Raw genomic sequence first — 23,382 nt, 5'->3', positions numbered from 1 at the left:
GAACCACAGCACACCCGAACCACCCTTGGCTAAGGTTGGCGGGCCTAGAAGTCCCAGTCCTCATCCTCCGTCTCCACGATCTCCCCAATCACATAGGAGGATCCGGAGCCAGAGAAGAAGTCGTGCGTCTCATTGGCATCGGGGGCCAGCTGCGCCAGGATCGCCGGATTCACGTTTGTCGCATCAGCGGGGAACAACGCATCGAAACCCAGGTTCATCAGGGCTTTGTTGGCGTTGTAGCGCAGGAACTTCTTCACGTCCTCGGTCAACCCCACCGGGTCGTAAAGATCCTCAGTGAACTGCTCTTCATTGTCATAGAGCTCCATGAGGAGGTCGAGGGCGAATCCGCGCAACTCATCCTGGCGCTCGGCACTTGCCTTCTTGTACGCCACCTGGAACTTGTACCCGATGTAGTAGCCGTGAACGGCCTCGTCCCTAATGATCAGGCGGATGATGTCGGCGGAGTTCGTCAACTTGCCGTGCGACGCCCAGTACAGGGAATCGTAAAAGCCCGAGTAGAACATGAACGACTCCAGCATCACCGAAGCGATCTTCTTCTTCTCCGGGTCATCAGCAACATAGAAGGAGTTGATGATCTCAGCCTTCTTCTGCACCTGCGGGTTCTCTTTGGCCCAGCGGAAGGTCTTGTTGATGTCCTCAGTGCTGAGCAGCGTGGAAAAGATAGAGCTGTACGACTTGGCGTGCACCGACTCCATGAATGCGATGTTGGTGTAAACCGCTTCTTCGTGCTGTGTGTAGGAATCAGGAATCAGGCTCACCGCACCGACGGTGCCCTGCAGGGTGTCGAGCAAGGTCAGGTTCGTGAAGACGTTGCTGAATGTGTCCTTCTCTTCCTGGCTGAGTGTCTTCCACGAAGGAATGTCATTCGACAACGGAATCTTTTCAGGCAACCAGAAGTTGCCGGTGAGACGATCCCAGACCTCTAGGTCCTTGTCGTCCTCAATCTTGTTCCAGTTAATGGCCTCAAACACCTCATGCCCATCAACGGTTTCGCTGCCAACCCCCAGTGGGGCTTTGCGCTCTTCAGGTGACATTGAGACTCCTCCATTTCGCAATTTCTCAGTTGCATACGCGGTCCGCAGATCCTGCTTCATGCTAGACCTTCGTCCTAGCCTAACGACTTCCCGGGCCCGACTCCATTAGCCCATCCTCGCCACCTACTCAGCCAGGAGCTCTTTCAGTCCAGCAAACACCTTCGAGCCCCCAGAACGCAGACCATCGTGCTGCATGCGATTGGTCACCCACGTCCGCGTGTTCGGCATCAGGTTCGCAGTTTGCTTCGACAACTCACGTGGAACATAGATGTCATCGTCGTAAATCAGCGCCGCCTTGGGCACATCCACCTGCGCGAGGACGTCCCTGTCGTAAGTCTGCGGCCACGCGCTCCTCTGTGCCAGCGACTCAACGACCGGTAGCAACGTTGCTGTCGCGGGGTCCTCGCCGACGAGGGCGGGGAACAGGTGCTCAGCGGTCAAGTACCAGGGAACGCTCAGATCGAGAGGATCGGCGTCCAAATCAAAACCCTCAAACTCTGAAGAAAGCCGTAGCGCAGCCCAGTTGGTTCCCCCACCGGTTGCCTCGGCGGTGGTCTGCCCGTAGATGGCTTCCTGTAGAACCCAGTACAGCGGAGACAGCGCGCCTGAAAGGTGGCCCCCGACCTCAGCTAGGAAGCGGCTGGTCAAACGCCGTTGCCCGCCGCGCATCTCAAACGGCCCCTCCCACAGGTAGTGCAGCAGGTCAAAATTGATCGACCCTCCCAGGGAAAGACCCAGGGACCTGAGCCGGGTTGGGGTAAGCCGCTCGCCAGTCGGCAGCCTCTCATCACTATCGCGTAAGTGGGCTGCCACTTCGCGGATAGCCTGTTCATCTTCAACATAGCGTTTGAAGTAGGTCTGATTGCGCCCGGCAGTCAACGGGTAAGTGAGCCTGTAAATCTCCTCAATCCCCACCAGGCCAGCCAACCCCCCGGTGAAGAAAGATTCTTTGAGTGCATCCGGGTGTTGCGACAGGTAGCCCAGAGTAAGGAAGCCGCCGTACGACTGCCCCAAAGTCGACCACTTCTTGCCCTTGCCGACTTCCGCACGAAACGCCTCTGCATCGCTGAGTATCTGGTTCTGCAAGAACATGGAAGTGAACAGAGCCGGGTCATCTTCACCCATGATCACGTCTGCTGACAGAGCCGTGGACTGGCCGGTTCCACGCTGGTCGAGCAGCAGGACCCTGTAGTCGCTCAGCGCCTCACCAATCCACCCCTCACGGAAGTTACCTACCCGCGGTCCAGCACCACCGGGACCGCCCTGAAGGAAGACGAGCAACGGTCGATCTTCCCCGCCCGGAGCCACAATCTGCCGCGCAAACACCTCGATCTCACGGCCCGCGTAGTGCTGACCCGTCGGGTCTAAAGGCACGTTGAGCCGGTGCTCGTGGACCTGGCATGAATGCTGGATGTATGAAGTAGTACGCATGGGTCAATTAGAACAGGCGACCATCGCCGCCGTCACCCCCGTCATCCAGTAGTGCGAGTGCCTGCCACGCCAAGTCAGCATCCAACAGCAGAAGCGGCGCCTTCCCAGGCTCTGTGATGGTCACCGGGTCCAAATGGGCACTGGCCAGCACATCCGTCCAGCGCCGTGTCGCGTCTGCCGCCGCAATCGCGACAATGGGTTCGTCCGAGGGCGCCTGCGAGTGCCCCCGAGAGGTACCTCCCGCTGCCCGCACCGAACCGCGGGCCGCCGCAAGCGCCGTGCGCGACCCCACTGTCTCAGTGAACCCGGGTCCCGTCGGCACGGCCCGCCCGGTCTTATGCGCTTCCGCAGCCGCCCTCGCCCGCAAGTCCGCGGCCTCATTCATATCGTGTCCGGCGTGTCCCTTCACCCACTCAAAGCGGACATCCCGACCCTTCATAGCCTTGTCAATCCGCTCTAAGAGTTCCCGGTTCATCACCGGTTTGCCATCTGCCTTCTTCCAACCACGCCGCTTCCAACCTGGCATCCACTTCGTCACAGAGTTGATGACGTACTGAGAATCAGCCAGAACCACCAGCGCCTCATCCTCAAACCCAGCCGCAGCCGTGTCTTCCAGTAAGCGGACCAGCGCCATGAGTTCCCCAATATTGTTGGTCGCGCGGTCAAAACCCCCCGCAGCCCAGGCGTCGGGGGACACAACCCAGGCCCAACCGGCAGGGCCCGGATTCCCGAGGGCGGAACCATCCACAGCAGCAGTAATTGTCATGCGCTGATGATAGCTACCCCCTCCGACATCACCTAGTCTGTCCCCATGAGCAACTACTCCAGGCGCACCAACTCCGGTCCCCGCAAGTTTGATGACAGCTCCAAAACGGGCTCTCAGCAGGACCTCCTAGCTCTTCTTCGCAAGATCGACGGATCTTCTTACGGCGCCTACAAGCGCGCCATTGGGGAGTGGGATTTCGGCGGCTTCAAGGTCTACCTTGATCGGGTCCAGTCGGATCCTTACGCCCCGCCCTCGTCCCTGCGCATCACAGCGGATCCTTCCAAGATGGGATTGCCGCCCGAGACCCTGACGACGCCCGGCCAGCGGGTTGCCACCGGTGACTTCTTGATCCGCGCCTTCGGTGACGCGATCCGCCGCCATGACGGCCGCCCCTCACTGTCGATTGTGCGCACCACCCAGGAAATCCTTGATCGTTCTGCAGCAGTCGTCACCCCCGAGCGGGTTGAACTGCGCATGCAAGTGCAGCTTCCTGCCCGAGGGCGAACCATCCAGGGACGCCAAGCCGCCACCATTTTCGAGGACGAGCTGCCCGACGCGGTCGGCGAGGCCTTCGACTTCTGGTCCCCGGAAGCACGCGACTACTTGGATGACCTGCTCCGCCACATCCGTACCTATGAGGACCACGTTGCACTGACGCGCGCGCTGCGCGACAACGACTGGGTTGCGTTCGTCAATGACAACGCGATCCTGCCGCGTCGTTCCGGGGTGTCACAACTGCCGCTGGAAGACGGTGTCCCCTTTGAATCACCAGAGAGCCTGCGCCGCTCGGTCGTCCTCCCCCACGCTGGAGTGGTGGAGGGTATGGCGATCCCTCCGGGTATCACCCTGATCGTTGGCGGTGGCTACCACGGTAAGTCCACGGTGTTGTCGGCCATCCAACGCGGCGTTTACGCACACATCCCCGGGGACGGCCGCGAACTGGTCGCCGCACTACCCGAGGCCGTGAAGATTCGCGCCGCGGATGGCCGCCCCATTACGAAGGTGGATGTTTCCCCCTTCATAAACCACCTCCCTACCGGCGCGGACACGAGGGCGTTTTCCACCCAGAATGCCTCGGGCTCCACATCGCAGGCCGCGTCTATTGTCGAGGCTTTGGGCTTGCGCTCCCCCCTGCTGCTAATTGACGAAGACACGTCGGCCACGAACCTGATGATCCGCGACGAACGCATGCGGGAACTGGTTTCCGCTGCCCAAGAGCCCATCACACCCCTCATCGACCGCATCCAGGGACTCGCCACCGCGTCACAGGCTAACCCGACCCCAACCTCGTTGATCCTGGTCATGGGTGGTTCTGGCGCGTACCTGGATGTGGCGGACCTGGTTCTGCAGATGGACTCTTACAGGTGCGAGGACGTGACGGATCGTGCCGACCAAGTCTGCGCGGCTCTGCCGCGTGTGCGCAGTGATATTCCGGGCTTCCCCGCGCTCACCCAACGCGCCCCGGAGAAGTCACGCAGCGCCGCCGATCGTCCCAAGACCCGCGCTTCCGGCCTCGACACCATCACTTTGGATCGAGATGCGATTGACGTGAGCGACGTGGAACAGATTGTTGATCAGGGCCAGACGGAGGCAATTGCCTGGGCTGTGCGGGGCGTCCTCGAAAAACTCGCGGACGGCAACCGCCCCCTAGCCGACCTACTCGAAGAGCTGCAACAGCAACTCGATCAGTCGGGACTCGACGCCCTCACCAAGTTTGGTGCGCGTCGCTACCCGGCGTTTTTGGCACGCCCACGAATGGTTGATGTAGCTGCCGCCGTTAATAGGTACCGACCCCTGCAAATAAAAGACGTCTAGATCACGTTTCTTGCCGAAACTTGGTTCTACAAGGCGATTTCCACTAACGTCGTCCCACACGATGTGACATGGAGGTTGCGGTGGATTTTCTTTTTTGGTTCGGGTGGCTTGGCCCTATTTTGGTTGTCGTCTCACTGGCGGTACCCAATGTCATGTGGTTCAGGGTTCTCAATCTGATTGGAAGTACCATCGCAGCGATGACGTCCGTCATCGATTCCAACTGGCCCTTTGTCTTTATGAACGGCTCAATCGCGCTGATCAACGTCTTCTGGATTTGGACGATCACCCGCCCTCATCCGGCTCCCGCGAAGGCACTGCTACCGCAGCGCGTTGCGGATACAGTTGGGGGTATGGAAGCAAACACAAGTCCGGGACTAGTCCTCAACCAAACCATTGACACCCAGCTGAATCACCGCACCATCCGTGCCTTCACGGAGCAGCCGGTGTCCGAGGACGAAGTAGCCACCCTGTTGGACGTGGCCCGCCACGCCCCGACCACCAGCTTCTACCAGGCGTGCACGGTGCTGCGGATCAAGGATCCTGCCATCCGCGAGGTTATCTACCAGTCCTCACGCCAGCCTTACGTCGGTGGCGACCTCGGCGAACTGTTCGTGTTCGTGGTTGACCTGTCCAGGCTGACACGGATACGCGAGGCGGAGGGTCTCAGCCTTGCCCCCCTTGAGACAGTGGGCGCTTACACCCAGGGGGTTGAAGACACACTGATTGCGGCGCAAAACATGGTCGTGGCAGCCGAGAGCCTGGGTCTTGGAACCTGCTATCTGGGCTCTATCGGGAGGGATCCACTCTCTCTGATCGAAGCATTGCAGCTCCCCAAGTTCACATACCCGCTGGTGGGCATGCTGGTTGGGCACCCCAACCAGGAGCCGCAGAAGAAGCCGCGCATCCCCCGCAACGTCACGACTGGCGTAGACACCTACCCCGATTGGGATCAGCCGTCATACCTCGCTGCCATGGAGGAATACGACCAGACCATCCAGGGTTACTACGACTTGCGCGAGGGCGGAAAGCGTCAAGACTCCTACACTCTGCAAGCGCAAACCAAGCCGGGAACCGGGCCGACCGAGAAGACGGACATGCTGGCGGTCCTGCGCAGTCAGGGGATGTGCCTGCGCTAGGTGCGCCCTCGTCCTCCGGCGACGTCGCTACACGGCCTACTTACCGGTGGGGCTATTTACGAGGACCTGGAACAGATCCCAACCCGTGTTGGTGTCGGTGATTAGCATCAGGTAGGGCCGGTTCGCAACGAAGGAAACCTCAGGCTCAGGGGGCATCATTGTGGCGCGAACCCCGATTTCTGTCACAGCAGCAGCCACTGTTCCCGCTTCATCCACCCTGATCGATCCCTGCTGGATCACCTCGGAAACCACCAGGGACTCGGCGGCGGAAATGTACTGCAACGCAGGTGGGTTATCCGTGAAGACCGAGGTGAGCCCCGCCTTCTGTAGCGGGTCATTGAGGGTCACTGACGTCTTCAGATCCAACTTAGGAATGGAGACGTCAACCATCCTCTGAACGAGGTCGCCCTCTAGGGTCCCCAGAATGTCCGTGGTCACGGTCGCAGCGGGCGTACCTTCCGGTGGCAGGACAAAGTGGGCGACGAGTCTTCCATCACTGCCGTATGGCAGTTCAACCATCTGCCACCCGTCTGCCTCGGCGTAGTTCACCTGCTGTGAGCCATTGAGAAAGTCGACCTCAATGAGGGTGCCATCCGCGCTGTGGAATTCGGCTGGCGCGGTCATGTCTGCCATGAAGGGCTGTTGCCACTGCGAGGCAAGGACGATGGCGTTTTGCAAAACCAAGCGCAGGTCGGGGTCGGGTTCAATTGCTGATTTTTCAATCAGGCCCGCGGTATTCTCCCGAACCCACTCATCCAGCACCTTCTTGCCGGAGGCGTCACCGAGCTCGGCCTCGACCGTCCCGGTGTTGAACCAGCGTTTGAGGGCGTCCTGGTAGGTCCGTTCGACTTTGAAGCCGGTGTCCAGGACCATCTGGTTTGCGAGGTGAACCTGCGGATCTTCAGGGAGATCTTCCGTGTCAATCTGGTCAGCAGGAACACGATAAGAATCAAGGGTGCCAAGCAGTGCGTTGACTACTTTGTTGCGCTCTTCGCCACTGGCACCTAACAGCAGTGAGAACTGGTCTTCCGCCTCACCCGTTGCCGTCGCTCCAAGTGTTGCCAGGGCAACGACGGTTGAGACGGGTGACGTGACCAGGGTGTCCTTGGGGCTATGAGCCAGAACCTCCAACCCGAGCTTCCGAGTCGCCTTCACCACGGAACCCGCATCGCGGACGTCACCCATCGACACCTGTTCAAAATCTACCGATGTCGCTTCCGAGCTGCCGTTCGCATCAACGCCGCCTGTACTTTGCATGTCCCCGCCCTCCCCACCACCAGCGCATGCCGCCATGGAGAATCCGAATGCTGCAACTGTGCTGAGAACCAGACTTCGCGAATACTTGACCATCAGATAACTTTACTAACTGATTACCTCATCTGGTAGCGCGTTTCACTACAACATGCAGGAAACGCAACCTTCAATTTCTGTCCCTTCGAGGGCGACCTGGCGGATTCGCATGTAGTAGAGACTCTTGATGCCCTTGCGCCACGCGTAAATGTAGGACTTGTTGAGCTCCCTGGTGGTGACCGTGTCCGGGTAGAAGAGAGTCAAAGACAAACCTTGGTCGACGTGCTGGGTTGCAGCCGCATAGGTGTCGATGATCTTCTCCGGGCCGATCTCATACGCGTCCGCATAGAACTCAAGGTTGTCATTGGTCATGTAGGGCGCCGGGTAGTAGACGCGACCAATCTTGCCTTCCTTGCGGATCTCGATCTTCGTAGTGATCGGGTGGATGGACGAGGTCGAATGGTTGATGTAGGAGATTGAGCCAGTGGGCGGAATAGCCTGAAGGTTCTGGTTGTACATCCCGTACTCACCAACCTGGTCGGCAAGCGCCTTCCAGTCCTCGGGGGTGGGAATGTGGGCTGAGGACTTGGCGAATAGTTCCACTACCTTGTCCGACTTCGGAGCCCAATCGCCCTCGATGTACTTCTCAAAGAACTCTCCGGAGGCGTACTTGGAACGTTCGAAGCCATCGAAGCTCTCTTGGCGTTCCTTAGCGATCTTGTTGGACGCCTTGATTGCCTCATACGCCACGGTCATGAAGTAGGTGCCAGTGAACTCAAGGGCGTCGGGGGAACCGTAATGAATGCTCTCTCTAGCCAGATAGCCGTGCAGGTTCATGGCCCCGAGGCCCACGGCATGCGAGCGGGCATTGCCGGCAGCAACGGAGGGAACCGACTCAATGTTTGACAGGTCCGACACGGCGGTGAGTGCGCGCATGGCGTATTCGATGGTTCCAGAGAAGTCCTCTGAATCCATCGCTTTGGCAATGTTTAGAGAGCCGAGGTTGCAGGAAATATCCTTGCCAACATGTTTGTAGGAAAGGTCCGGGTAGTATTCCGAGGGCTCTGAAACCTGGAGGATCTCTGAGCACAGGTTCGACATCGAGATGCGCCCGTCAATTGGGTTGGCTCGGTTCGCCGTGTCCTCAAACATTATGTAGGGGTAGCCGGATTCAAACTGGATTTCCGCAAGGGTCTGGAAGAAGCGCCGCGCACTGATCTTCTTCTTGGAGATGCGCGGATCATCGACCATCTCACGGTATTTTTCGGTGACGGAGATGTCAGAGAACGGCTTGCCGTAAACCCGCTCTACGTCGTATGGGCTGAAGAGGTACATGTCCTCTTTGTTGCGCGCCAGCTCGAACGTGATGTCGGGGATGACAACACCCAAAGACAGCGTCTTGATGCGGATCTTCTCATCCGCGTTCTCTCGCTTGGTGTCCAGGAACGACATGATGTCGGGGTGGTGGGCATTGAGGTAAACGGCGCCTGCACCCTGGCGGGCCCCAAGCTGGTTGGCGTAAGAGAAGGAGTCTTCCAAGAGCTTCATCACTGGAACAACGCCGGAGGACTGGTTTTCAATGCGCTTGATCGGCGCCCCGGCCTCACGCAGGTTGGTCAGGGACAGTGCGACACCACCGCCACGCTTTGAGAGTTGCAGGGAGCCGTTAATCGCCCTCGAAATGGACTCCATGTTGTCCTCAACGCGAAGAAGGAAGCACGACACCAGTTCGCCGCGTGCCTGCTTGCCGGCGTTGAGGAACGTGGGGGTTGCGGGCTGGAAACGGCCCGACATCATCTCATCAACCAGGTGGCGCGCCAACTCAATATCACCCTGGGCCAGGTAGAGAGCCACCATGCACACGCGGTCCTCAAACCGCTCTAGGTAGCGCTTACCGTCAAAGGTCTTCAGGGTGTAGGAGGTGTAGTACTTGAAAGCCCCCAGGAACGTTGGGAAGCGGAACTTCCAGGCGTAGGCCTGCTGAAACAGCTTCTTAACGTCCGCGAAGGGGTAGAGGTCCAGCAACTCCTTTTCGTAGTAGCCCTCAGTCGTGAGGTAGTTGAGCTTTTCAGCCAGGTCGTGGAAGAACACGGTGTTCTGGTTGACGTGGGTCAGGAAGTACTGCCGAGCAGCCTTCTTGTCCGCGTCAAACTGGATTTTGCCGTCCTTGTCGTACAGGTTTAGCTGCGCGTTCAGGGAATGGTAGTCACGCTCGGGGTCCAGAGCTGCTTCTAGTCCTGTGTCGGTGAAGTTGTCGACCAAAATTTCCTCAGTCCTTCTTGTACTCGCGAAACGTCCTCGTTTGTTCCGAGAAGCTCGAATCTGTAGAGGTGTGGGACACCAACCTTGCTGGCGACTATCTCGCCTGCCTTACAGTATGCGGTGCCAAAATTAGTATTGCCAGCGGATATCACCCCGCGGCATAGACTGCGGTTCTTCTCATCGTTCAGGAACTTAATGACCTGCTTGGGAACAGCCCCCCGGGTGTTTCCCCCACCGTACGTGGGAACGACGAGCACGTATTCCTGCGCCACTTCGATTGGTTCATCCCGAGGGCGAAGGGGAATGCGCTGGGCCGGGAAACCCAGCTTGTCAACAAACCGTTTGGTGTTCTCTGTGGCCGAAGAAAAGTAAACAATATGCGGCTCTGTGTGCGAAGACATCAGAAACCTTCACGACTTCGGCTCAGCCGGCCACGCTCTGTAGCGCTGCGACGACCGCGTTGATGCGGTCGGGGCGGAAGCCGCTCCAGTGGCTGTCGCCAACAATGACAACAGGTGCCTGGCTGTAGCCGAGGCCGACAATGTAAGCCAGGGCGTCCTGGTCGACGGAGACATCGACGGTTTCGTATGCCACACCGTGCTTGTCCAACGCGCGGTAGGTGGCATCGCACTGTACGCAACGGGGCTTTGAATAAACGGTGATGGTCACGTCAAACTCCTTCTGACCAGAGGACCTTCCTGCCCACTGTCACTACATAAACTACACGTCTGTGATTTACGGTAATCATACCGGTTTCGCTTTGGCCAACACTACACCTTGTGGTGCGAAAGAGGGACAACCCCTATATATCGTGTCTTGCCCAATCTGTGTAAGAAACTGTCACCCCTGTGGATAGCGAATGACACGGTGGTTGTTCGAGGGCGTTGGAGCCGCAGGACAACCCCGATCCTGCCACCCACAGCCTGTGTATAAGTGGCCTGTGGATGCAGGAGGACCTGTGGATGACATCGCTGTAGTTTGCGTGCGAGCCCGGCGTGTCGCACCCTCAGCACTCAACGACGTTGACGGCCAACCCGCCGATTGAGGTCTCCTTGTACTTGGAATGCATATCCACCCCGGTTTGCCGCATCGTTTCAATAGCGACATCCAGTGAGACCTGGTGGCGCCCGTCCCCATATAGGGCCATGCGCGCCGCAGAGATCGCTTTGACTGCGCCAATGGCGTTTCGTTCGATGCAGGGAATCTGTACGAGGCCGCCAACGGGGTCGCACGTCAGGCCCAGTGAGTGTTCCATCGCGATCTCCGCCGCATTCTCAACCTGGGCCGGGGTTCCCCCCATAGCCTGAGCCAATCCTGCTGCAGCCATTGCAGACGCGGAACCAACTTCACCCTGACAGCCGACCTCGGCCCCCGCTATTGACGCGTTGGTCTTAATGATTGATCCAACCGCGGTGGCAGCAAGGAGGAAGTCCCGAGCTCCTGGGACCAGCTGTGGAAACGCTTCGAGGAGTGCATTTAGCCTCGCCAGGTCGTAGTCCTTAGCGAGTTGCTCCATGCCCCCAACCAGACGAGCCGCCCTCGTCACAACAAAGTGGCCTAGAACTGCGGGGATGATGCCAGCCGCTCCGTTCGTTGGCGCGGTGACAACCCGGTGCCCAGCCGCGTTTTCCTCATTGACGGCGAGGGCGTAGAGGGTCACCCAGTCAAGCGGCGCCAGCGGATCGTCCTCGCCCCCGTGCAGCTCAGCTCGCAAAGCAGCTGCCCGCCGAGGAACTCCCAGTCCACCTGGCAAAACGCCCTCGGACCGACAGCCTTCCTCAACGCAGGCGAACATGGCGGAAACTACCAGATCAAGGTAATCATCCACTTCGGCAATGGGTCGTCGGGACGCCTCATTTGTCCTCATGACCTCGGCGACGGAGGTGTCGGTTTCTCGGCAACGGTCCAACAGTTCAACGCCTGAGAGGAAGGGGAGGAATGGGGGCGGAACGGTCTCACCAGCATCCGCAACCACGCGCGCGACCTCCACGGGGACCATTTCTCCGCCCTCGTCAACCACGACGAAGCCACCGCCCGTGGAGTAGTAGGTGCGGCTCAATGCAACGGCCTCGTCGACATCAGTTAGACCGCCATCCCAGGCATCAATGGTGAGGGCATTGACGTGAAACGTGCGGGTAACGCGGGGTTCAAACCGCAAGTCCAAGGGCAGTGTGAAGGGAACGCAACCGCCACCGTGCAGAGGTAGGTGGCCAGACTGAGTAATCCTCGGAATGATCTGGTCCACGAGGTCGGTCTCAACCGTTTCGGGACGCGCGCCCGCTAGGCCGAGCAGCACAGCACGATTCGTGCCGTGTCCTATACCCGTGGCCGCAAGCGACCCGAACAGGGTGACCCGGACCCTGGAAGGTTCCATCCCTGCCGAGAGGAGTAGGTCCCCGAAGTGCCGCCCCGCCCTCATCGGTCCCACCGTGTGGGACGAGGACGGACCGATACCGAGCGTGAACATGTCGAACACGCCCAGTTGGCAGGCACTTGCATCAGTAGTCATGCACTCTATTGTCCACCACTTCTTCCGGTTGTCGGAGGGGGCTTTATCCTAGGGTTATGAGCCCAGAAACCTCCTCCAGTAGAAGTCAGTCGCCCACCGGGGTCGATTCAGACCTCAACGTTGAATCCTTCAACTTGGACCACCGCACCGTTGTCGCGCCCTACGTGCGGGTGGCGGATCGCAAGGTGCTGCCGGGTGGTGATGTCCTGATCAAATATGACGTGCGGTTCACGCAACCCAACGTCGACCATCTTGAGATGGATGCAGTGCATTCGATTGAGCACATGACGGCACATCACATGCGCAACCACACGGATGCCCTGATCGACTTCTCTCCGATGGGATGTCAGACGGGCTTCTACGCATTGACGTTGGGCTTGGAAATGGCGGATTTCCTGCCGATTCTTCAGGCTGCTTTGCAGGACTTGCTTGCTGCTACATCGGTGCCGGCCGCGAATGAGATCCAGTGTGGGTGGGGTGCGAACCATTCCCTTGAGGCAGCTCAGGCCGCAGTGGGCACGTTCTTGGCGGGACGTGAGGGCTGGGAAAGTGGCACGGGCACCGCCATCGCGGCCGATGAGGCGGACGGTGCGGAAGGGGTTGTGAAATCATGACTCGACCAGTCGTTATCGCCTGCGCAATGACTGAAGAAGCGCAGCCTTTCCTTGAGGCTCTGGAACCCGACGCGAGCGTTGAAGTCCCGGTCCTCCCAGACGGTTTTCGCGGCCCGGCAGACTTCAGGGGCGGAATCCTCCAGGGCCACCCGGTGGTGATTGCAACGACGGGGATCGGCATGACTAACGCCGCGCTTGCAGCCACGGTTGTCGCAACCCAACTCCGTCCTCGCGCAGTGATTTTTGCGGGAACGACCGGGGGTCTGGGTGCAAACGTTCACCTCGGTGATGTCGTGGTGTCTGAGTACGCGCTATACCACGATGCAGATGCCACAGCCTTCGGCTACGCCCCAGGGCAAATCCCACAAATGCCGGAAAAGTACCCGGCCGACCCCTGGCTGCGTGCCACCGCCTCTGGCGCGCTGCGGGCAAAGGGCTTGGCTTTTCACACGGGCACCATCAGTGCCAGTAACTCATTTGTGGACGGGGCCCAGGTTGAACCGGTACGTGCCCGCTTCCGCGATGTGCTGGCTGTGGATATGGAGACTGCGGCAGGCGCGCAAGTGTGCTGGTCGTTCTCAATCCCCTGGGTTTCACTGCGGGCAATTTCTGATCTTTGCGACCCGAACGCGGGCGAAGTGTTTGACCAGTCGGCGCCGTCCGCAGCAGCCACGAGCTTCGCAGCAGTAGAGTCACTCTTGGGTTCGCCGCCACGCCGACTCCATCCCTGACTAGACCCTGACTGATCCCTGATTTCCACTATTCCCACCCCTGCCCTCGGGTAGATTTTCAGTGACTCAACCACTCGCTCACAACACACTTGTGAGCGTCCGCAATCCTGACGAAGGTGCCCCTGATGCGCAGACAACTCACCTCTTTCACCATCATGATGACCGCTGGTGTCTTGGCTCTGGCCGCCTGCTCCCAAGGAAGCAGCCAGCAGTCCGGAAACACGGCTGGCGAGGAAGCGCCCATGGGCCCCCTCGATAAGTACCTGTCCGTCCTGTGGGAGGGACAGGACTACACGCAGGAACACTACGACAAGATCGACCTTCAACGCGAAGAGTTGATGGCGGAGTGCATGGCCAAGGAGGGCTTCGAGTATGTCCCGAATGCCAACAGTGGCACAACCGTCATGTCTGACGACGATCAAAAGGGACCGGCGTGGGACTCCCTAGAGTTTGCGCAGCAATACGGCTACGGAGTCTTCGATTGGCCCGGAAGCTCCGGAGATGACGAAGCGCCGGTAGACGAAGAAATCTATGTGGACCCGAATGAAGGCTACGTAAACTCCCTGAGTCCATCTGAGCAGGAGGCCTACTACGCCACCCTTTACGGCGAACCCCAATTCGAGGAAGTGGATGGGGACGACGAGGAGGCGTACGAGTACAACTGGGAAGACAACGGCTGCTTCGGCTGGGCTGACAACCAGCTCGCTCAGGACGACCCGACGATGGGCATGTGGGAGGACCCGGAGTTTGCCGACCTCATCGATGCTATGAACACCCACTGGGAGACCGTCCAAAACGCCCCGGAGCTAACTGCAGTCAACCAAGAGTGGGCCGCATGCATGGCCTCCGCAGGCTTCCCCGAATTCTCAACCAGGGATCAGGCGTCGAACTCCATCTATGAAGCCCAGAATGCACTCTACGAGGACGCCCAGGTTGGGGAGGAATGGGTTGAACCGTCTGCGGAAGCCATTGAAGAGTTGCGCGCCCAAGAAATCGCCACTGCAACCGCGGACTGGAAGTGCGCCGACGAAGTCAACTACGCCGAAGTCCAGCAAGAAGTCGACTTTGCCGCACAACAGAAGTTCCTCGATGAACACAAGGCGGAACTAGATGCCATGCTCGCCAAGTACGCGACCAGTCAGAATGGCTAGTCCCGAAGGTGAGCAAGAAGAAGCAGCACCCCTGGGCCGGTAAGCGCCTTGTCGCCCTTATTGCTGCGGTCGCGGTCGTATCCCTTCTGGCGGGCGTCCTCATTATGCAGTTCCTGGTCTCTCCCGCGGAACTTGCGGCACGCACCGAGGCCCCCGAACCGGGTCCGGTCACAGCAGTGGTGGAAGAACGCGTCATCGAGAACGTGGTCACCACCCGTGGGGAGGTCACCTACGCGGACCCCGTCCAGGTCGCGGTGGATACCGCATTCACTGAAGGCAGGCCCATCGTCACGGGTCAGGTCCCCGAGGTGGGTGCCGTTTTTGAGGCTGCCAGCGTTGCACTCGAGGTGGTTGGTAGACCCGTCATTGTCCTACCCGGAGAACTTCCCTCGTACCGCTCACTGTCGATCGGCATGCGCGGTCCCGATGTTTTCCAGTTGAAGCAGGCGCTCGCAGCCCTGGGTTACTGGGCCGGCGATCCCGAATCAGATCTTTTCGAATGGGACACTTCCACCGCAGTTGGGGAACTGTTTCAACGGGTTGGCTACAGCCCCTCAACGGGAGGTCCGGAAGCCACTGAATCCTTGAGGATGGCAGAGAACTCTGTCCGCTCAGCAGAGACTGCCGTGACTGTAGCCAACGCCGCGTGGAATGCGGCCGTAGCAGGTGGGGCGACCGACCTCAGCGTAGAAAACGCGGGAATTACTGAAGCCAAAGCCGCCCGTTCGGATGCCTACGCTGCCCTAGAAGAGGCCCAGATAGCAGTCCAACCGACCCTCCCTTCCGGCGAGGTTCTCTTCATGCCTTCTCTGCCCCGCAGGGTTGACGAAGTGTTCGTGAAACGCGGAGACGCCCTCGACGGTCCGGCAATGACCGTGTCCGGCGCGACCTTGACAATCCAAGGCACGGTGTCCAGCCAGGATGCCGAACTGCTTACCCCCGGGATGCCCGCGGTCTATGCGGGCCCGGGCGGTGAGGAACTCACGGCCACAATCGTCAGCATCGATGCACCCACTTCAAAATCCTCAGGCGAGGGCGAAGGTGAGCAGACTTCCGACCGCTACCAGTTAAAACTGGACCCGGGATCTCTGAGTGACGAACAGATCAGCGAACTACGCGGCACAAACGTTCGTGTCACAATCCCCGTTGCTTCAACCGAGGGAACGGTGATGGCTGTTCCTCTTGCAGCCCTGTCTGCGGCTCCCGATGGTGGCAACCGTGTGGAGATTTTGGTTCCGACACAAGCCGACCCGTTCGCCACTGAGACCGTGGCAGTTTCAGTTGGCCTCGCGGCCGGAGGCTTCGTTGAAATCAAGTCTGATGATGCGCGGATCGAACCCGGAGCAAAAGTTGTTGTCGGCCGCTGATCTGTACTTGCGGCCGCAGCCTCTGATTCGTCTGGATGATGTTACCCGCATTTTTCCCGGTCCTCCCGCCGTCAACGCGTTACGGGGCATCGACCTGACGGTTGATCCCGGCGAGTATCTGGCTATTGTTGGGCCCTCCGGTTCCGGCAAGTCCACCATGCTCAACACCCTGGGTTTGCTTGACCGCCCCAGTACCGGCACCTACTGGTTTGAAGGGGTTGACGTGTCATCCCTATCCGAGGACGCCCGCGCCGAGATCCGCGGAGGTGAGATCGGGTTTGTCTTCCAGTCATTCCACCTGCTTCACACCCGCACCGTCCTCGAAAACGTTATGCTCGCCACCGCATATGCGGGGGTGCCCCGCCAGGATCGCGAGCGTCTGGCCCACGGCGCGCTGGCCCGCGTGGACATGAGCCACCGCACCGACTTCTACCCCGGAACACTTTCCGGCGGAGAGAAGCAGCGCGTTGCTATCGCCCGAGCAGTCAGCACGTCCCCACGCCTCCTTCTTGCGGATGAGCCAACCGGGAACCTTGACCAGACCAACTCCCAGGGGGTGATGGCCTTGTTTGAGGAGCTTTCCGAGGACGGCCTTACCATCGTCATGATCACCCACGACCTGGTTGTCGCGAAGAGTGCGCGGCGGCGCGCAAGCATTCACGACGGTCGACTTACGGAGTTGGACTGATGGCACAGGGGTTCACCTTGCGGGATCTGCTTGCAGAATCGCTCGAGGGCGTTGGAGCCAGGCCCTCCCGCCTCATCATCACTCTTCTCGGCACCGTCCTCGGCATCGCATCCCTGGTCGCGACCATGGGCCTTGCTCAAACAACTGCGGGGCAGATAGCAAAGAGCTTTGACCTGCTTCAAGCCACCCGCGTGACCGTTGAGCCCGGAACCGCGGAGGGCAGGGGCGGAACTGAGAGGGTGACCGTTGCGCTCCCCTGGAATTCCGTGGAACGGGTAGAGAACCTTGTTGGTGTTCAGAGGGCGGCCCTGTACGCAGAGGTGAGCCCCACCCCCGAGGTAGCGGCCGTGCAGGTCGTAGATCCAGCCGAGGCTGCCGTTGCCCCACCACCAGTTGTGGCAGCCTCCCCCGAACTTTTAGAGGTCGTTGCGGGAACCCTCACGACGGGGCGCTTCTTTGATGCGGGGCACAACGTTCGCGCTGACCGGGTTGTCGTCCTCGGCAAGGAAGCCGCTGAGAGACTGGGAATCAACCGGGTCTCCGGCCAGCCAGCGGTGTTCATTGGGGGGCGGGCCTACTCTGTCATCGGCATCCTTGACGCGGTTGGGGTCCGCGACAACCTGCTTCGCAGCGCCATTGTCCCCATTGAAACAGCACGCGCCGACCTCGGGCTGACGTTGGCAACAAGCCTCGACATCGAAGCTGACGTGGGGGCTGGTCAGGTTGTCGCACATCAGGCGCCCATCGCCCTCGACCCCAACAATCCCGACTCTTTCAAGGTAAAGGCACCAACCCCACCCAGCGCACTGCAGGGTCAGGTTGCCGCAGACATCAACGTCCTCTTTGTGGCAATCGGCGTGGTCGCACTGGTGGGCGGTGGAATCGGCATTGCCAACGTGACACTTCTGTCCGTAACGGAGCGGCGCGGCGAAATTGGTTTGCGGCGCGCACTGGGGGCGAAGACCAGTCAGATAGCAAAACAGTTCATCCTCGAGTCCCTCACCACCGGGTTGCTGGGGGGACTGATCGGGGTCGCCGTCGGTCTTTTCGTCCTTCTAGGTGTCTGCTTGTTCCAACACTGGACCCCCGTCATAGCGCCGTGGGTTCCGGTGGGCGGTGTCTTTGTTGGCGCCCTGGTCGGCCTGGTCGCGGGAACCTATCCCGCTTTGAAGGCCGCCCGCATCGAGCCTGTCGACGCTTTGCGCAGCGCCTGAATCTAGCTCCGATTAGGGAGCGCTTCCAAATTCCTTCACCAAATGCTGCCACCACCGGGACTTTAGGGCCTCTAGTGCTCTATGATCGGTGACAAATAGCCCCTCAACAGACCTGAAGCACTTCGACCCCTACTGGATGTGAGGTGAAGGGCCAGATGACCAACCAGATCACGAACCCGGTTTCCGTCGAGGCACCTTCGGAGGGCCTGCTTGGAAGCATCACACTGGAGTCTGTCGGCGCAGCCGCGGGCGTTTCCCGCTCCACGGTGTCGCGCGTAGTCAATGGCTCCCCCAATGTCAGCCAGAAGACCATCGACGCAGTCATGAAAGCCATCGCGGATTTGGGTTATGTCCACAATCGTGTTGCTGCGGCACTCGCATCCAAGCAGGCTTCCGTCGTTACTGCACTGATCCCAGAAGACTTGGATCTGTTCTTCAAAGATCCCTACTTTCACGCCATGATTTCGGGCATCCAGGACCATTTCGCCAGCACCAATCTGGTCCTCAACCTGATGATCGCCTCACGGGACTCGTTCCCCAAGGTTCTTTCCTCACTCGCAGGCGGACAATCCGATGGGGTCCTCGTCTTCTCTCACCACACCGAACACCAGCTGGTCGACGCGCTGGAGCGGCGCATGCCAGTGGTATTTGGGGGGCGCCCCGTCCTCGATGACGAAGCACACAGCTATGTTGATGTCGACAACTCTGCCGCGTCAAAGATGGCAACAGAGTACTTGATTGGCCTGGGCTGCAAGCACATAGCGGCCATCACCGGCCCACAGGACATGCCGTCCGCTGCGGACCGTGCGGCGGGTTATCTCCAGGCCGTCCGGGCCGCCGGGGTCGCGGGCCCGCTTGTCGAGAGCGACTTCACGGCGGAGGGCGGCGCAAAGGCCGCACTTGAGCTTCTTGACGGCAACGAACCCTTTGACGCTGTTTTTGCAGCAAACGACCTCATGGCTCGGGCAGCTGTCAAAACCTTCATTGCCCGCGGGTTGCGGGTGCCTGAGGACATTGCCGTTGTCGGCTTTGATGACTCCCCCGCTGCGGTCTCCGAGCACCCATACCTGACAACGGTGAAGCAAGACGCCTATGAGCAGGGCAGATCCATGGCGCAAATGCTCCAAGAGCAGTTGCTGATGCACCCCCGCGAAGCACGCGTGATCCAGCTGCCTACAGAACTGGTGATTCGCGAGACTGCTTAGAAGCGAACCTCAACCGCGACGGTCGTACCCGCGGGTGCGTAGGGAACGGTGTTGCCCTCCCACGCCGCGCCATCAACCGTCAGAGACGCAGGTTTGAATCCGCCCTCGTCCCCAACAGCATTTCCCCCACCATGAGTGTTGAGATAGTGGATAACGTATTCTGCTCCGCGGATGGAGCGCCGAACAGTGAACTCCCCAACCTCGGCGCCAATACGCGGATCAACGATGAGGCCGCCGTAGCCGGGCCGAATCCCCAAAAGATACTGTGAGACGGCCACAAAGTTCCATGATGCGGTACCGGTGAGCCAAGAGTTCTTGGCTTCGCCATGACGGATGGCGTCTTTGCCGGCAATCATTTGCGCGTACACATAGGGTTCAAGACGGTGGATGTCAGAGATTTCTTCACGGAACGCCGGGGCGATCTGTTTGTAGTACTCCCAGGCGTACTCCGGCCTTCCCACCATGGTTTCCGCGATAGTTATCCACGGGTTGTTGTGGCAGAAGATTCCAGCGTTCTCCTTGTACCCGGGCGGGTAGCTGGAAACCTCACCCAACTCGACCTTGTACTCCGTGTAGGCCGGGTTGAGCAGCACGGAACCATGGGGGGTGTTGAGGCGTTCCCGGACCGAGTCAAGAGCCTGCACCGCACGTCCGTCCTCGAGCCCGATTCCGCCCATCACGCAGTAGCCTTGCGGCTCAATCCAGATCTGTCCCTCTTCGTTCGAGGCCGATCCGACTGGGTTACCGTAATAGTCGTAGGCGCGGCGGAACCACTTGCCATCCCAACCGTGCCTTTCCGTGGCTTCAACAACGTCCCGGACGCTGGCTTCGGCGCGGGCAGCCTCGTCCTCGTCCCCCATTAGGCGAGCCAGTTCCGCGTACTCAGGGCCGATTGCGGCCACCATCCCGGCAATGAAGACGGACTCTGCGACCCCGCCCTCGCGGTTGGGGGCAGTTTGGAAGGACTCGTTTGGTTCGGTGGAAAACACGTTCAAGTTGAGGCAGTCGTTCCAGTCTGCGCGACCAATCAGGGGCAGACCGTGAGGTCCGCGGTTGTCCATGGTGAAGTCGAACGACCTGCGCAGGTGCTCCATTAGTGGGGCAGCCTGGGCGGGGTCATTGTCGAATGGAACCATTTCGTCGAGTATGGCCAGGTCCCCGGTCTCTTTGACATAGGCGACCACACCGAGGATGAGCCACAGTGGGTCGTCGTTGAAACCCGAACCGACAGCGTCGTTGCCACGCTTGGTGAGCGGCTGGTACTGGTGGTAGGCCGATCCGTCAGGCAGCTGGGTGGCAGCGATGTCGAGGATTCGTTCGCGCGCCCGCCCGGGGACCATGTGGACAAACCCCAGCAGGTCCTGGTTGGAATCGCGGAATCCCATGCCTCTGCCGATTCCTGTTTCAAAGTACGAGGCCGAACGGGACAGATTGTAGGTAACCATGCACTGATACTGGTTCCAGATGTTGACCATTCTGTCCAGCTCGGGGCTTGTGGAGTCCACCTTGTAGACGTCCAGGAGGTCGTCCCAATAGTTCTTCAGGGCTGCGAACTCACGCTCAACCTTTGCAGGCGTGTCAAAGCGCGCCAGAATCTCTCTGGCTGGCGCCTTGTTGATAACGCCTTTGGACTCCCACTTCGCATCTTGCGCGGTCTCAACATAGGCGAGGACGAAGACGAACTCCTTAGACTCACCCGGTTGAAGAGTTACTTCAAGATTGTGCGAGCCAATCGGATACCAGCCGGAGGCGATGGAATTGCCGGAAGTAGCAGTGTGGGCAACAACGCCCTCGTCCCACCCATTCTGGGGACCAAGGAATGTGTCGCGGTCCGTGTCGAATCCGACGATGGGTTCGTTGACGGAGTAGACGGCGTAGTGGTTGCGGCGCTCGCGGAACTCTGTCTTGTGGAAGATTGTGCCGCCCTCGACCTCAACCTCCGCCAGGGAAAGATTGCGCTGGTAGTTGGTCTGGTCGTCCTCGGCGTTCCACAGGGCAAACTCCACAAAGCTAATGAGGTTCACAGTCTTGGCGTGGTCGCTCTCATTGGTGAGCGTCACCATTTGGATCTCGGCATCGCCCTCGACCGGAACGAAGTACAACGCAGAGGCCCGCAGGCCCCCACGGCTTCCAGTGATGCGCGTGTAGCCCATGCCGTGACGGGTTTCGAACTCGTCAAGTTCGGTCTTGTAGGGGAAGTACGAGGGGCTCCAAACATCTCCCCCATCATTGATGGTGAAGATGCGTCCCCCAGCGTCGACGGGCACATTGTTGTAGCGGTAACGCAGCAGGCGCCGCATCTTGGCATCACGGTAGAAGGCGTAGCCGCCTCCGGTGTGGGAAATGAGGGAGAAGAAGTCCTTGGTGCCCAGGTAGTTGATCCAGGGGTAGGGGGTGTGTGGGGTGGTAACAACGTACTCGCGTGCTGCGTCGTCGAAGTGGCCGTACTTCATTGTTCTACCTTCTTCACTAGGGCGCTCTTGACACTGGCTGGACGATTGGCCACACTCTACCAGAACTGAGAGCGCTCTCAAACTGTGTCTGGCCACCACTTTGTCAACGCTGGTTCGCTTGGCGATCACCTTCCGCGTTCGGCACCGCCTCTGAGACGCCTACTGCAGGGCCGAGGTGAGGCGGAACAGTCCGTCGAGCAACTGGCTGCGTAGCGGCTGCTTCTGCCACTCCTCGAGTGTTAGCTCTCGGGAGTTGTCATGGTAGTAGGCATTGACCTCGTCGAGTTGTCGCACGAACTCTGCCCCTCTGACAACCATTGAGACCTCCATATTGAGATTGAAGGACCGCTGGTCCATGTTCGACGATCCCACGACGGCTATCGAGTCGTCGATCGTGAAGTGTTTGGAATGCAGAATGTACGGCGGCTTGAACATGAAGATTCGGACGCCCGCGCGCAGGAGTGCCTCGTAATACGAGCGCTGGGCATGATAAACCATCGGTTGATCGCCGGTCTCAGAGACGAAGAGCTCAACCTCGACGCCGCGCGCGGTAGCTGCCCTGAGTGCGTACATTATCGCCTGATCGGGCACGAAGTACGGGCTGGTCACGCTGATCCGTTTGCTCGCAGTTCCCATGAGGGCGATGAACACCTGCAGATTGTTTTCTTCACCAAAGCCGGGGCCGCTCGGAAGCACCTGACAGTCGAGCAAATCGCTGGGCTTCACGGGGTCTGCTACTCGAGGGGGGCTGTCCTCAAGCAGCTCGCCAGTTTCGATGTACCAGTCGCCCATGAACACCCGGTTGAGGCTAGATACGACAGGCCCCGAGAATTTGACCATGATGTCTCGCCACTTCAGTCCCCGTCGCAGGTTTCCTGGTTTGTTGTAGCTCGCGTCGACCATATTCTGGGAACCAACGAAGCCGATACGTCCGTCGACCACCAGGATCTTGCGGTGGTTGCGCAGATCCGGGCGCTGCCACTGGCCACGCCAGGGCCGTACCGGCAACATGAAGCACCACTGGGCGCCCACTTCATCCAGCATGCGGGTGGTCACGGAGAGTTTTGGCTGGCGCATGGTCGCGATGTGATCGAGCATCACCCGAACCTTGACACCGCGTGCGACTACCTCTCTCATCGCCTCGAAAACATCGTGCGTCGCGTGATCATGGGAGAGAATATAGAACTCCACATGCACATAGTTCTCCGCCTCACGAATCGCGGCGGCCATCGCCGCGATGGACTCCTCGTAGTGATAGGTAATGTGCGCCCGATTTCCCGCCATCATCGGCTGAGCTCCGAGATCCAGACCCAGCTTCTCTATGTTCTCGAGGCCCGGTGGAAGGCCCTCGAGGTCGCTACCGAACTGTTTCGCGTCCTCCTTCGCGGCCTTCTGCATCTGTGCGATCACGCGTTCTTCCTTCTCACGTCGACCACGGGGCATTCGGTTCGTCCCGATGAGCAGATAGACGATGAGTCCGGGAATGGGGAGCAGGAAGATGAACAGCAACCAAGCGGTACCGGAGGTTGGGGTGCGGTTACGGGGCACCACGAAAAGTGCGACGACTCGAATGACGAGGTCGGTTACAAAAAGTATCAGTGGGGGCAGGCTAAGCCAAGTCTGATAATCTAACATTTGTTAGATCTTAGTTGAAAACCGATTGCCGTAGTGATGCACAAAGACGGGCCCGCACAG

General features: G+C 59.5%; 19 protein-coding genes. 9 read left to right on the top strand and 10 right to left on the bottom strand.

What is annotated here, in order from left to right; translation table 11 throughout:
- Nucleotides 1-44: 44 nt before the first annotated feature.
- From nrdF to H2O65_RS10535, 3 genes are all read right to left on the bottom strand, one after another.
- On the bottom strand, nucleotides 45-1,055 hold the full coding sequence (gene nrdF / locus H2O65_RS00300; protein WP_182141652.1) for a class 1b ribonucleoside-diphosphate reductase subunit beta: 1,011 nt from the start codon (nucleotides 1,053-1,055) through the stop codon (nucleotides 45-47).
- Nucleotides 1,056-1,178: 123 nt separating this feature from the next.
- Entirely contained in the window at nucleotides 1,179-2,486 is a 1,308-nt protein-coding gene (locus H2O65_RS00295) for an alpha/beta fold hydrolase (protein ID WP_182141651.1), read from the bottom strand.
- Nucleotides 2,487-2,493: 7 nt separating this feature from the next.
- Nucleotides 2,494-3,252 (bottom strand): ribonuclease H, encoded by a 759-nt coding sequence (locus H2O65_RS10535; RefSeq protein ID WP_182141650.1) that lies wholly within the window; start codon nucleotides 3,250-3,252, stop codon nucleotides 2,494-2,496.
- Nucleotides 3,253-3,297: 45 nt separating this feature from the next.
- On the opposite strand from H2O65_RS10535, the gene H2O65_RS00285 reads away from it, so the two are divergent.
- The gene (locus H2O65_RS00285; RefSeq protein ID WP_182141649.1) at nucleotides 3,298-5,067 is read left to right on the top strand and encodes an ABC-ATPase domain-containing protein; all 1,770 of its coding nucleotides are present in this window, start codon (nucleotides 3,298-3,300) and stop codon (nucleotides 5,065-5,067) included.
- 80 nt (nucleotides 5,068-5,147) lie between these two features.
- The gene (locus H2O65_RS00280) at nucleotides 5,148-6,203 is read left to right on the top strand and encodes an NADPH-dependent oxidoreductase (RefSeq protein ID WP_259349530.1); all 1,056 of its coding nucleotides are present in this window, start codon (nucleotides 5,148-5,150) and stop codon (nucleotides 6,201-6,203) included.
- Nucleotides 6,204-6,239: 36 nt separating this feature from the next.
- Here the strand turns inward: H2O65_RS00280 and H2O65_RS00275 are convergent, their stop codons facing one another.
- From H2O65_RS00275 to H2O65_RS00255, 5 genes are all read right to left on the bottom strand, one after another.
- Nucleotides 6,240-7,553, bottom strand: coding sequence for a serpin family protein (locus H2O65_RS00275; RefSeq protein WP_182141648.1), 1,314 nt, complete (start codon nucleotides 7,551-7,553; stop codon nucleotides 6,240-6,242).
- Between the two features lie 45 nt (nucleotides 7,554-7,598).
- On the bottom strand, nucleotides 7,599-9,755 hold the full coding sequence (gene nrdE / locus H2O65_RS00270; protein ID WP_182141647.1) for a class 1b ribonucleoside-diphosphate reductase subunit alpha: 2,157 nt from the start codon (nucleotides 9,753-9,755) through the stop codon (nucleotides 7,599-7,601).
- The gene (nrdI, locus tag H2O65_RS00265; RefSeq protein WP_182141646.1) at nucleotides 9,725-10,156 is read right to left on the bottom strand and encodes a class Ib ribonucleoside-diphosphate reductase assembly flavoprotein NrdI; all 432 of its coding nucleotides are present in this window, start codon (nucleotides 10,154-10,156) and stop codon (nucleotides 9,725-9,727) included. The genes nrdE and nrdI overlap by 31 nt, the downstream gene beginning before the upstream one ends.
- 22 nt (nucleotides 10,157-10,178) lie before the next feature.
- The gene (nrdH, locus tag H2O65_RS00260; RefSeq protein ID WP_182141645.1) at nucleotides 10,179-10,424 is read right to left on the bottom strand and encodes a glutaredoxin-like protein NrdH; all 246 of its coding nucleotides are present in this window, start codon (nucleotides 10,422-10,424) and stop codon (nucleotides 10,179-10,181) included.
- A 337-nt stretch (nucleotides 10,425-10,761) separates the two neighbouring features.
- Complete coding sequence (locus tag H2O65_RS00255) at nucleotides 10,762-12,264, bottom strand: L-serine ammonia-lyase, iron-sulfur-dependent, subunit alpha (RefSeq protein ID WP_182141644.1); 1,503 nt, start codon at nucleotides 12,262-12,264, stop codon at nucleotides 10,762-10,764.
- 56 nt (nucleotides 12,265-12,320) lie between these two features.
- Between H2O65_RS00255 and H2O65_RS00250 the strand changes: the two genes are divergently transcribed.
- From H2O65_RS00250 to H2O65_RS00220, 7 genes are all read left to right on the top strand, one after another.
- Nucleotides 12,321-12,878, top strand: a complete 558-nt coding sequence (locus H2O65_RS00250; RefSeq protein WP_182141643.1) for an S-ribosylhomocysteine lyase — start codon at nucleotides 12,321-12,323, stop codon at nucleotides 12,876-12,878.
- On the top strand, nucleotides 12,875-13,609 hold the full coding sequence (locus H2O65_RS00245) for a 5'-methylthioadenosine/adenosylhomocysteine nucleosidase (protein ID WP_182141642.1): 735 nt from the start codon (nucleotides 12,875-12,877) through the stop codon (nucleotides 13,607-13,609). The genes H2O65_RS00250 and H2O65_RS00245 overlap by 4 nt, the downstream gene beginning before the upstream one ends.
- Before the next feature lie 125 nt (nucleotides 13,610-13,734).
- A complete protein-coding gene (locus tag H2O65_RS00240) occupies nucleotides 13,735-14,760 on the top strand; it encodes a hypothetical protein (RefSeq protein ID WP_182141641.1) in 1,026 nt (341 codons plus the stop codon).
- A gap of 8 nt (nucleotides 14,761-14,768) precedes the next feature.
- Nucleotides 14,769-16,127: a hypothetical protein gene (locus H2O65_RS00235; protein WP_220458755.1), complete on the top strand. Its 1,359-nt coding sequence runs from the start codon at nucleotides 14,769-14,771 to the stop codon at nucleotides 16,125-16,127.
- On the top strand, nucleotides 16,114-16,815 hold the full coding sequence (locus tag H2O65_RS00230; protein ID WP_259349529.1) for an ABC transporter ATP-binding protein: 702 nt from the start codon (nucleotides 16,114-16,116) through the stop codon (nucleotides 16,813-16,815). Before H2O65_RS00235 ends, H2O65_RS00230 begins: the two co-directional genes overlap by 14 nt.
- Nucleotides 16,815-18,029, top strand: a complete 1,215-nt coding sequence (locus H2O65_RS00225; RefSeq protein ID WP_182141640.1) for an ABC transporter permease — start codon at nucleotides 16,815-16,817, stop codon at nucleotides 18,027-18,029. Before H2O65_RS00230 ends, H2O65_RS00225 begins: the two co-directional genes overlap by 1 nt.
- 155 nt (nucleotides 18,030-18,184) lie before the next feature.
- A complete protein-coding gene (locus H2O65_RS00220) occupies nucleotides 18,185-19,234 on the top strand; it encodes a LacI family DNA-binding transcriptional regulator (RefSeq protein ID WP_182141639.1) in 1,050 nt (349 codons plus the stop codon).
- Here H2O65_RS00220 and H2O65_RS00215 read toward each other — a convergent pair.
- Together H2O65_RS00215 and cls are read right to left on the bottom strand one after the other, a co-directional pair.
- Nucleotides 19,231-21,687, bottom strand: coding sequence for a GH36-type glycosyl hydrolase domain-containing protein (locus H2O65_RS00215; protein WP_182141638.1), 2,457 nt, complete (start codon nucleotides 21,685-21,687; stop codon nucleotides 19,231-19,233). The two genes, H2O65_RS00220 and H2O65_RS00215, sit on opposite strands and share 4 nt — an antisense overlap.
- 159 nt (nucleotides 21,688-21,846) lie before the next feature.
- On the bottom strand, nucleotides 21,847-23,322 hold the full coding sequence (gene cls / locus H2O65_RS00210) for a cardiolipin synthase (protein ID WP_182141637.1): 1,476 nt from the start codon (nucleotides 23,320-23,322) through the stop codon (nucleotides 21,847-21,849).
- Between the last annotated feature and the right edge of the window lie 60 nt (nucleotides 23,323-23,382).

The organism is Schaalia sp. JY-X169 (assembly GCF_014069575.1).
In the GTDB taxonomy this organism is placed as follows: domain Bacteria; phylum Actinomycetota; class Actinomycetes; order Actinomycetales; family Actinomycetaceae; genus Scrofimicrobium.
The sequence above is the reverse complement of the archived record's forward strand: the minus strand, read 5'-3'. Positions and strand labels throughout refer to the sequence as shown.

Excerpts from the sequence above, each read along its gene's own strand:
- nrdF (WP_182141652.1), bottom strand. The coding sequence starts at position 1,055 with ATGTCACCTGAAGAGCGCAAAGCCCCACTGGGGGTTGGCAGCGAAACC.
- H2O65_RS00295 (WP_182141651.1), bottom strand. The coding sequence starts at position 2,486 with ATGCGTACTACTTCATACATCCAGCATTCATGCCAGGTCCACGAGCAC.
- H2O65_RS10535 (WP_182141650.1), bottom strand. The coding sequence starts at position 3,252 with ATGACAATTACTGCTGCTGTGGATGGTTCCGCCCTCGGGAATCCGGGC.
- H2O65_RS00285 (WP_182141649.1), top strand. The coding sequence starts at position 3,298 with ATGAGCAACTACTCCAGGCGCACCAACTCCGGTCCCCGCAAGTTTGAT.
- H2O65_RS00275 (WP_182141648.1), bottom strand. The coding sequence starts at position 7,553 with ATGGTCAAGTATTCGCGAAGTCTGGTTCTCAGCACAGTTGCAGCATTC.
- nrdI (WP_182141646.1), bottom strand. The coding sequence starts at position 10,156 with ATGTCTTCGCACACAGAGCCGCATATTGTTTACTTTTCTTCGGCCACA.
- H2O65_RS00255 (WP_182141644.1), bottom strand. The coding sequence starts at position 12,264 with ATGACTACTGATGCAAGTGCCTGCCAACTGGGCGTGTTCGACATGTTC.
- H2O65_RS00250 (WP_182141643.1), top strand. The coding sequence starts at position 12,321 with ATGAGCCCAGAAACCTCCTCCAGTAGAAGTCAGTCGCCCACCGGGGTC.
- H2O65_RS00245 (WP_182141642.1), top strand. The coding sequence starts at position 12,875 with ATGACTCGACCAGTCGTTATCGCCTGCGCAATGACTGAAGAAGCGCAG.
- H2O65_RS00240 (WP_182141641.1), top strand. The coding sequence starts at position 13,735 with ATGCGCAGACAACTCACCTCTTTCACCATCATGATGACCGCTGGTGTC.
- H2O65_RS00225 (WP_182141640.1), top strand. The coding sequence starts at position 16,815 with ATGGCACAGGGGTTCACCTTGCGGGATCTGCTTGCAGAATCGCTCGAG.
- H2O65_RS00220 (WP_182141639.1), top strand. The coding sequence starts at position 18,185 with ATGACCAACCAGATCACGAACCCGGTTTCCGTCGAGGCACCTTCGGAG.
- H2O65_RS00215 (WP_182141638.1), bottom strand. The coding sequence starts at position 21,687 with ATGAAGTACGGCCACTTCGACGACGCAGCACGCGAGTACGTTGTTACC.
- cls (WP_182141637.1), bottom strand. The coding sequence starts at position 23,322 with ATGTTAGATTATCAGACTTGGCTTAGCCTGCCCCCACTGATACTTTTT.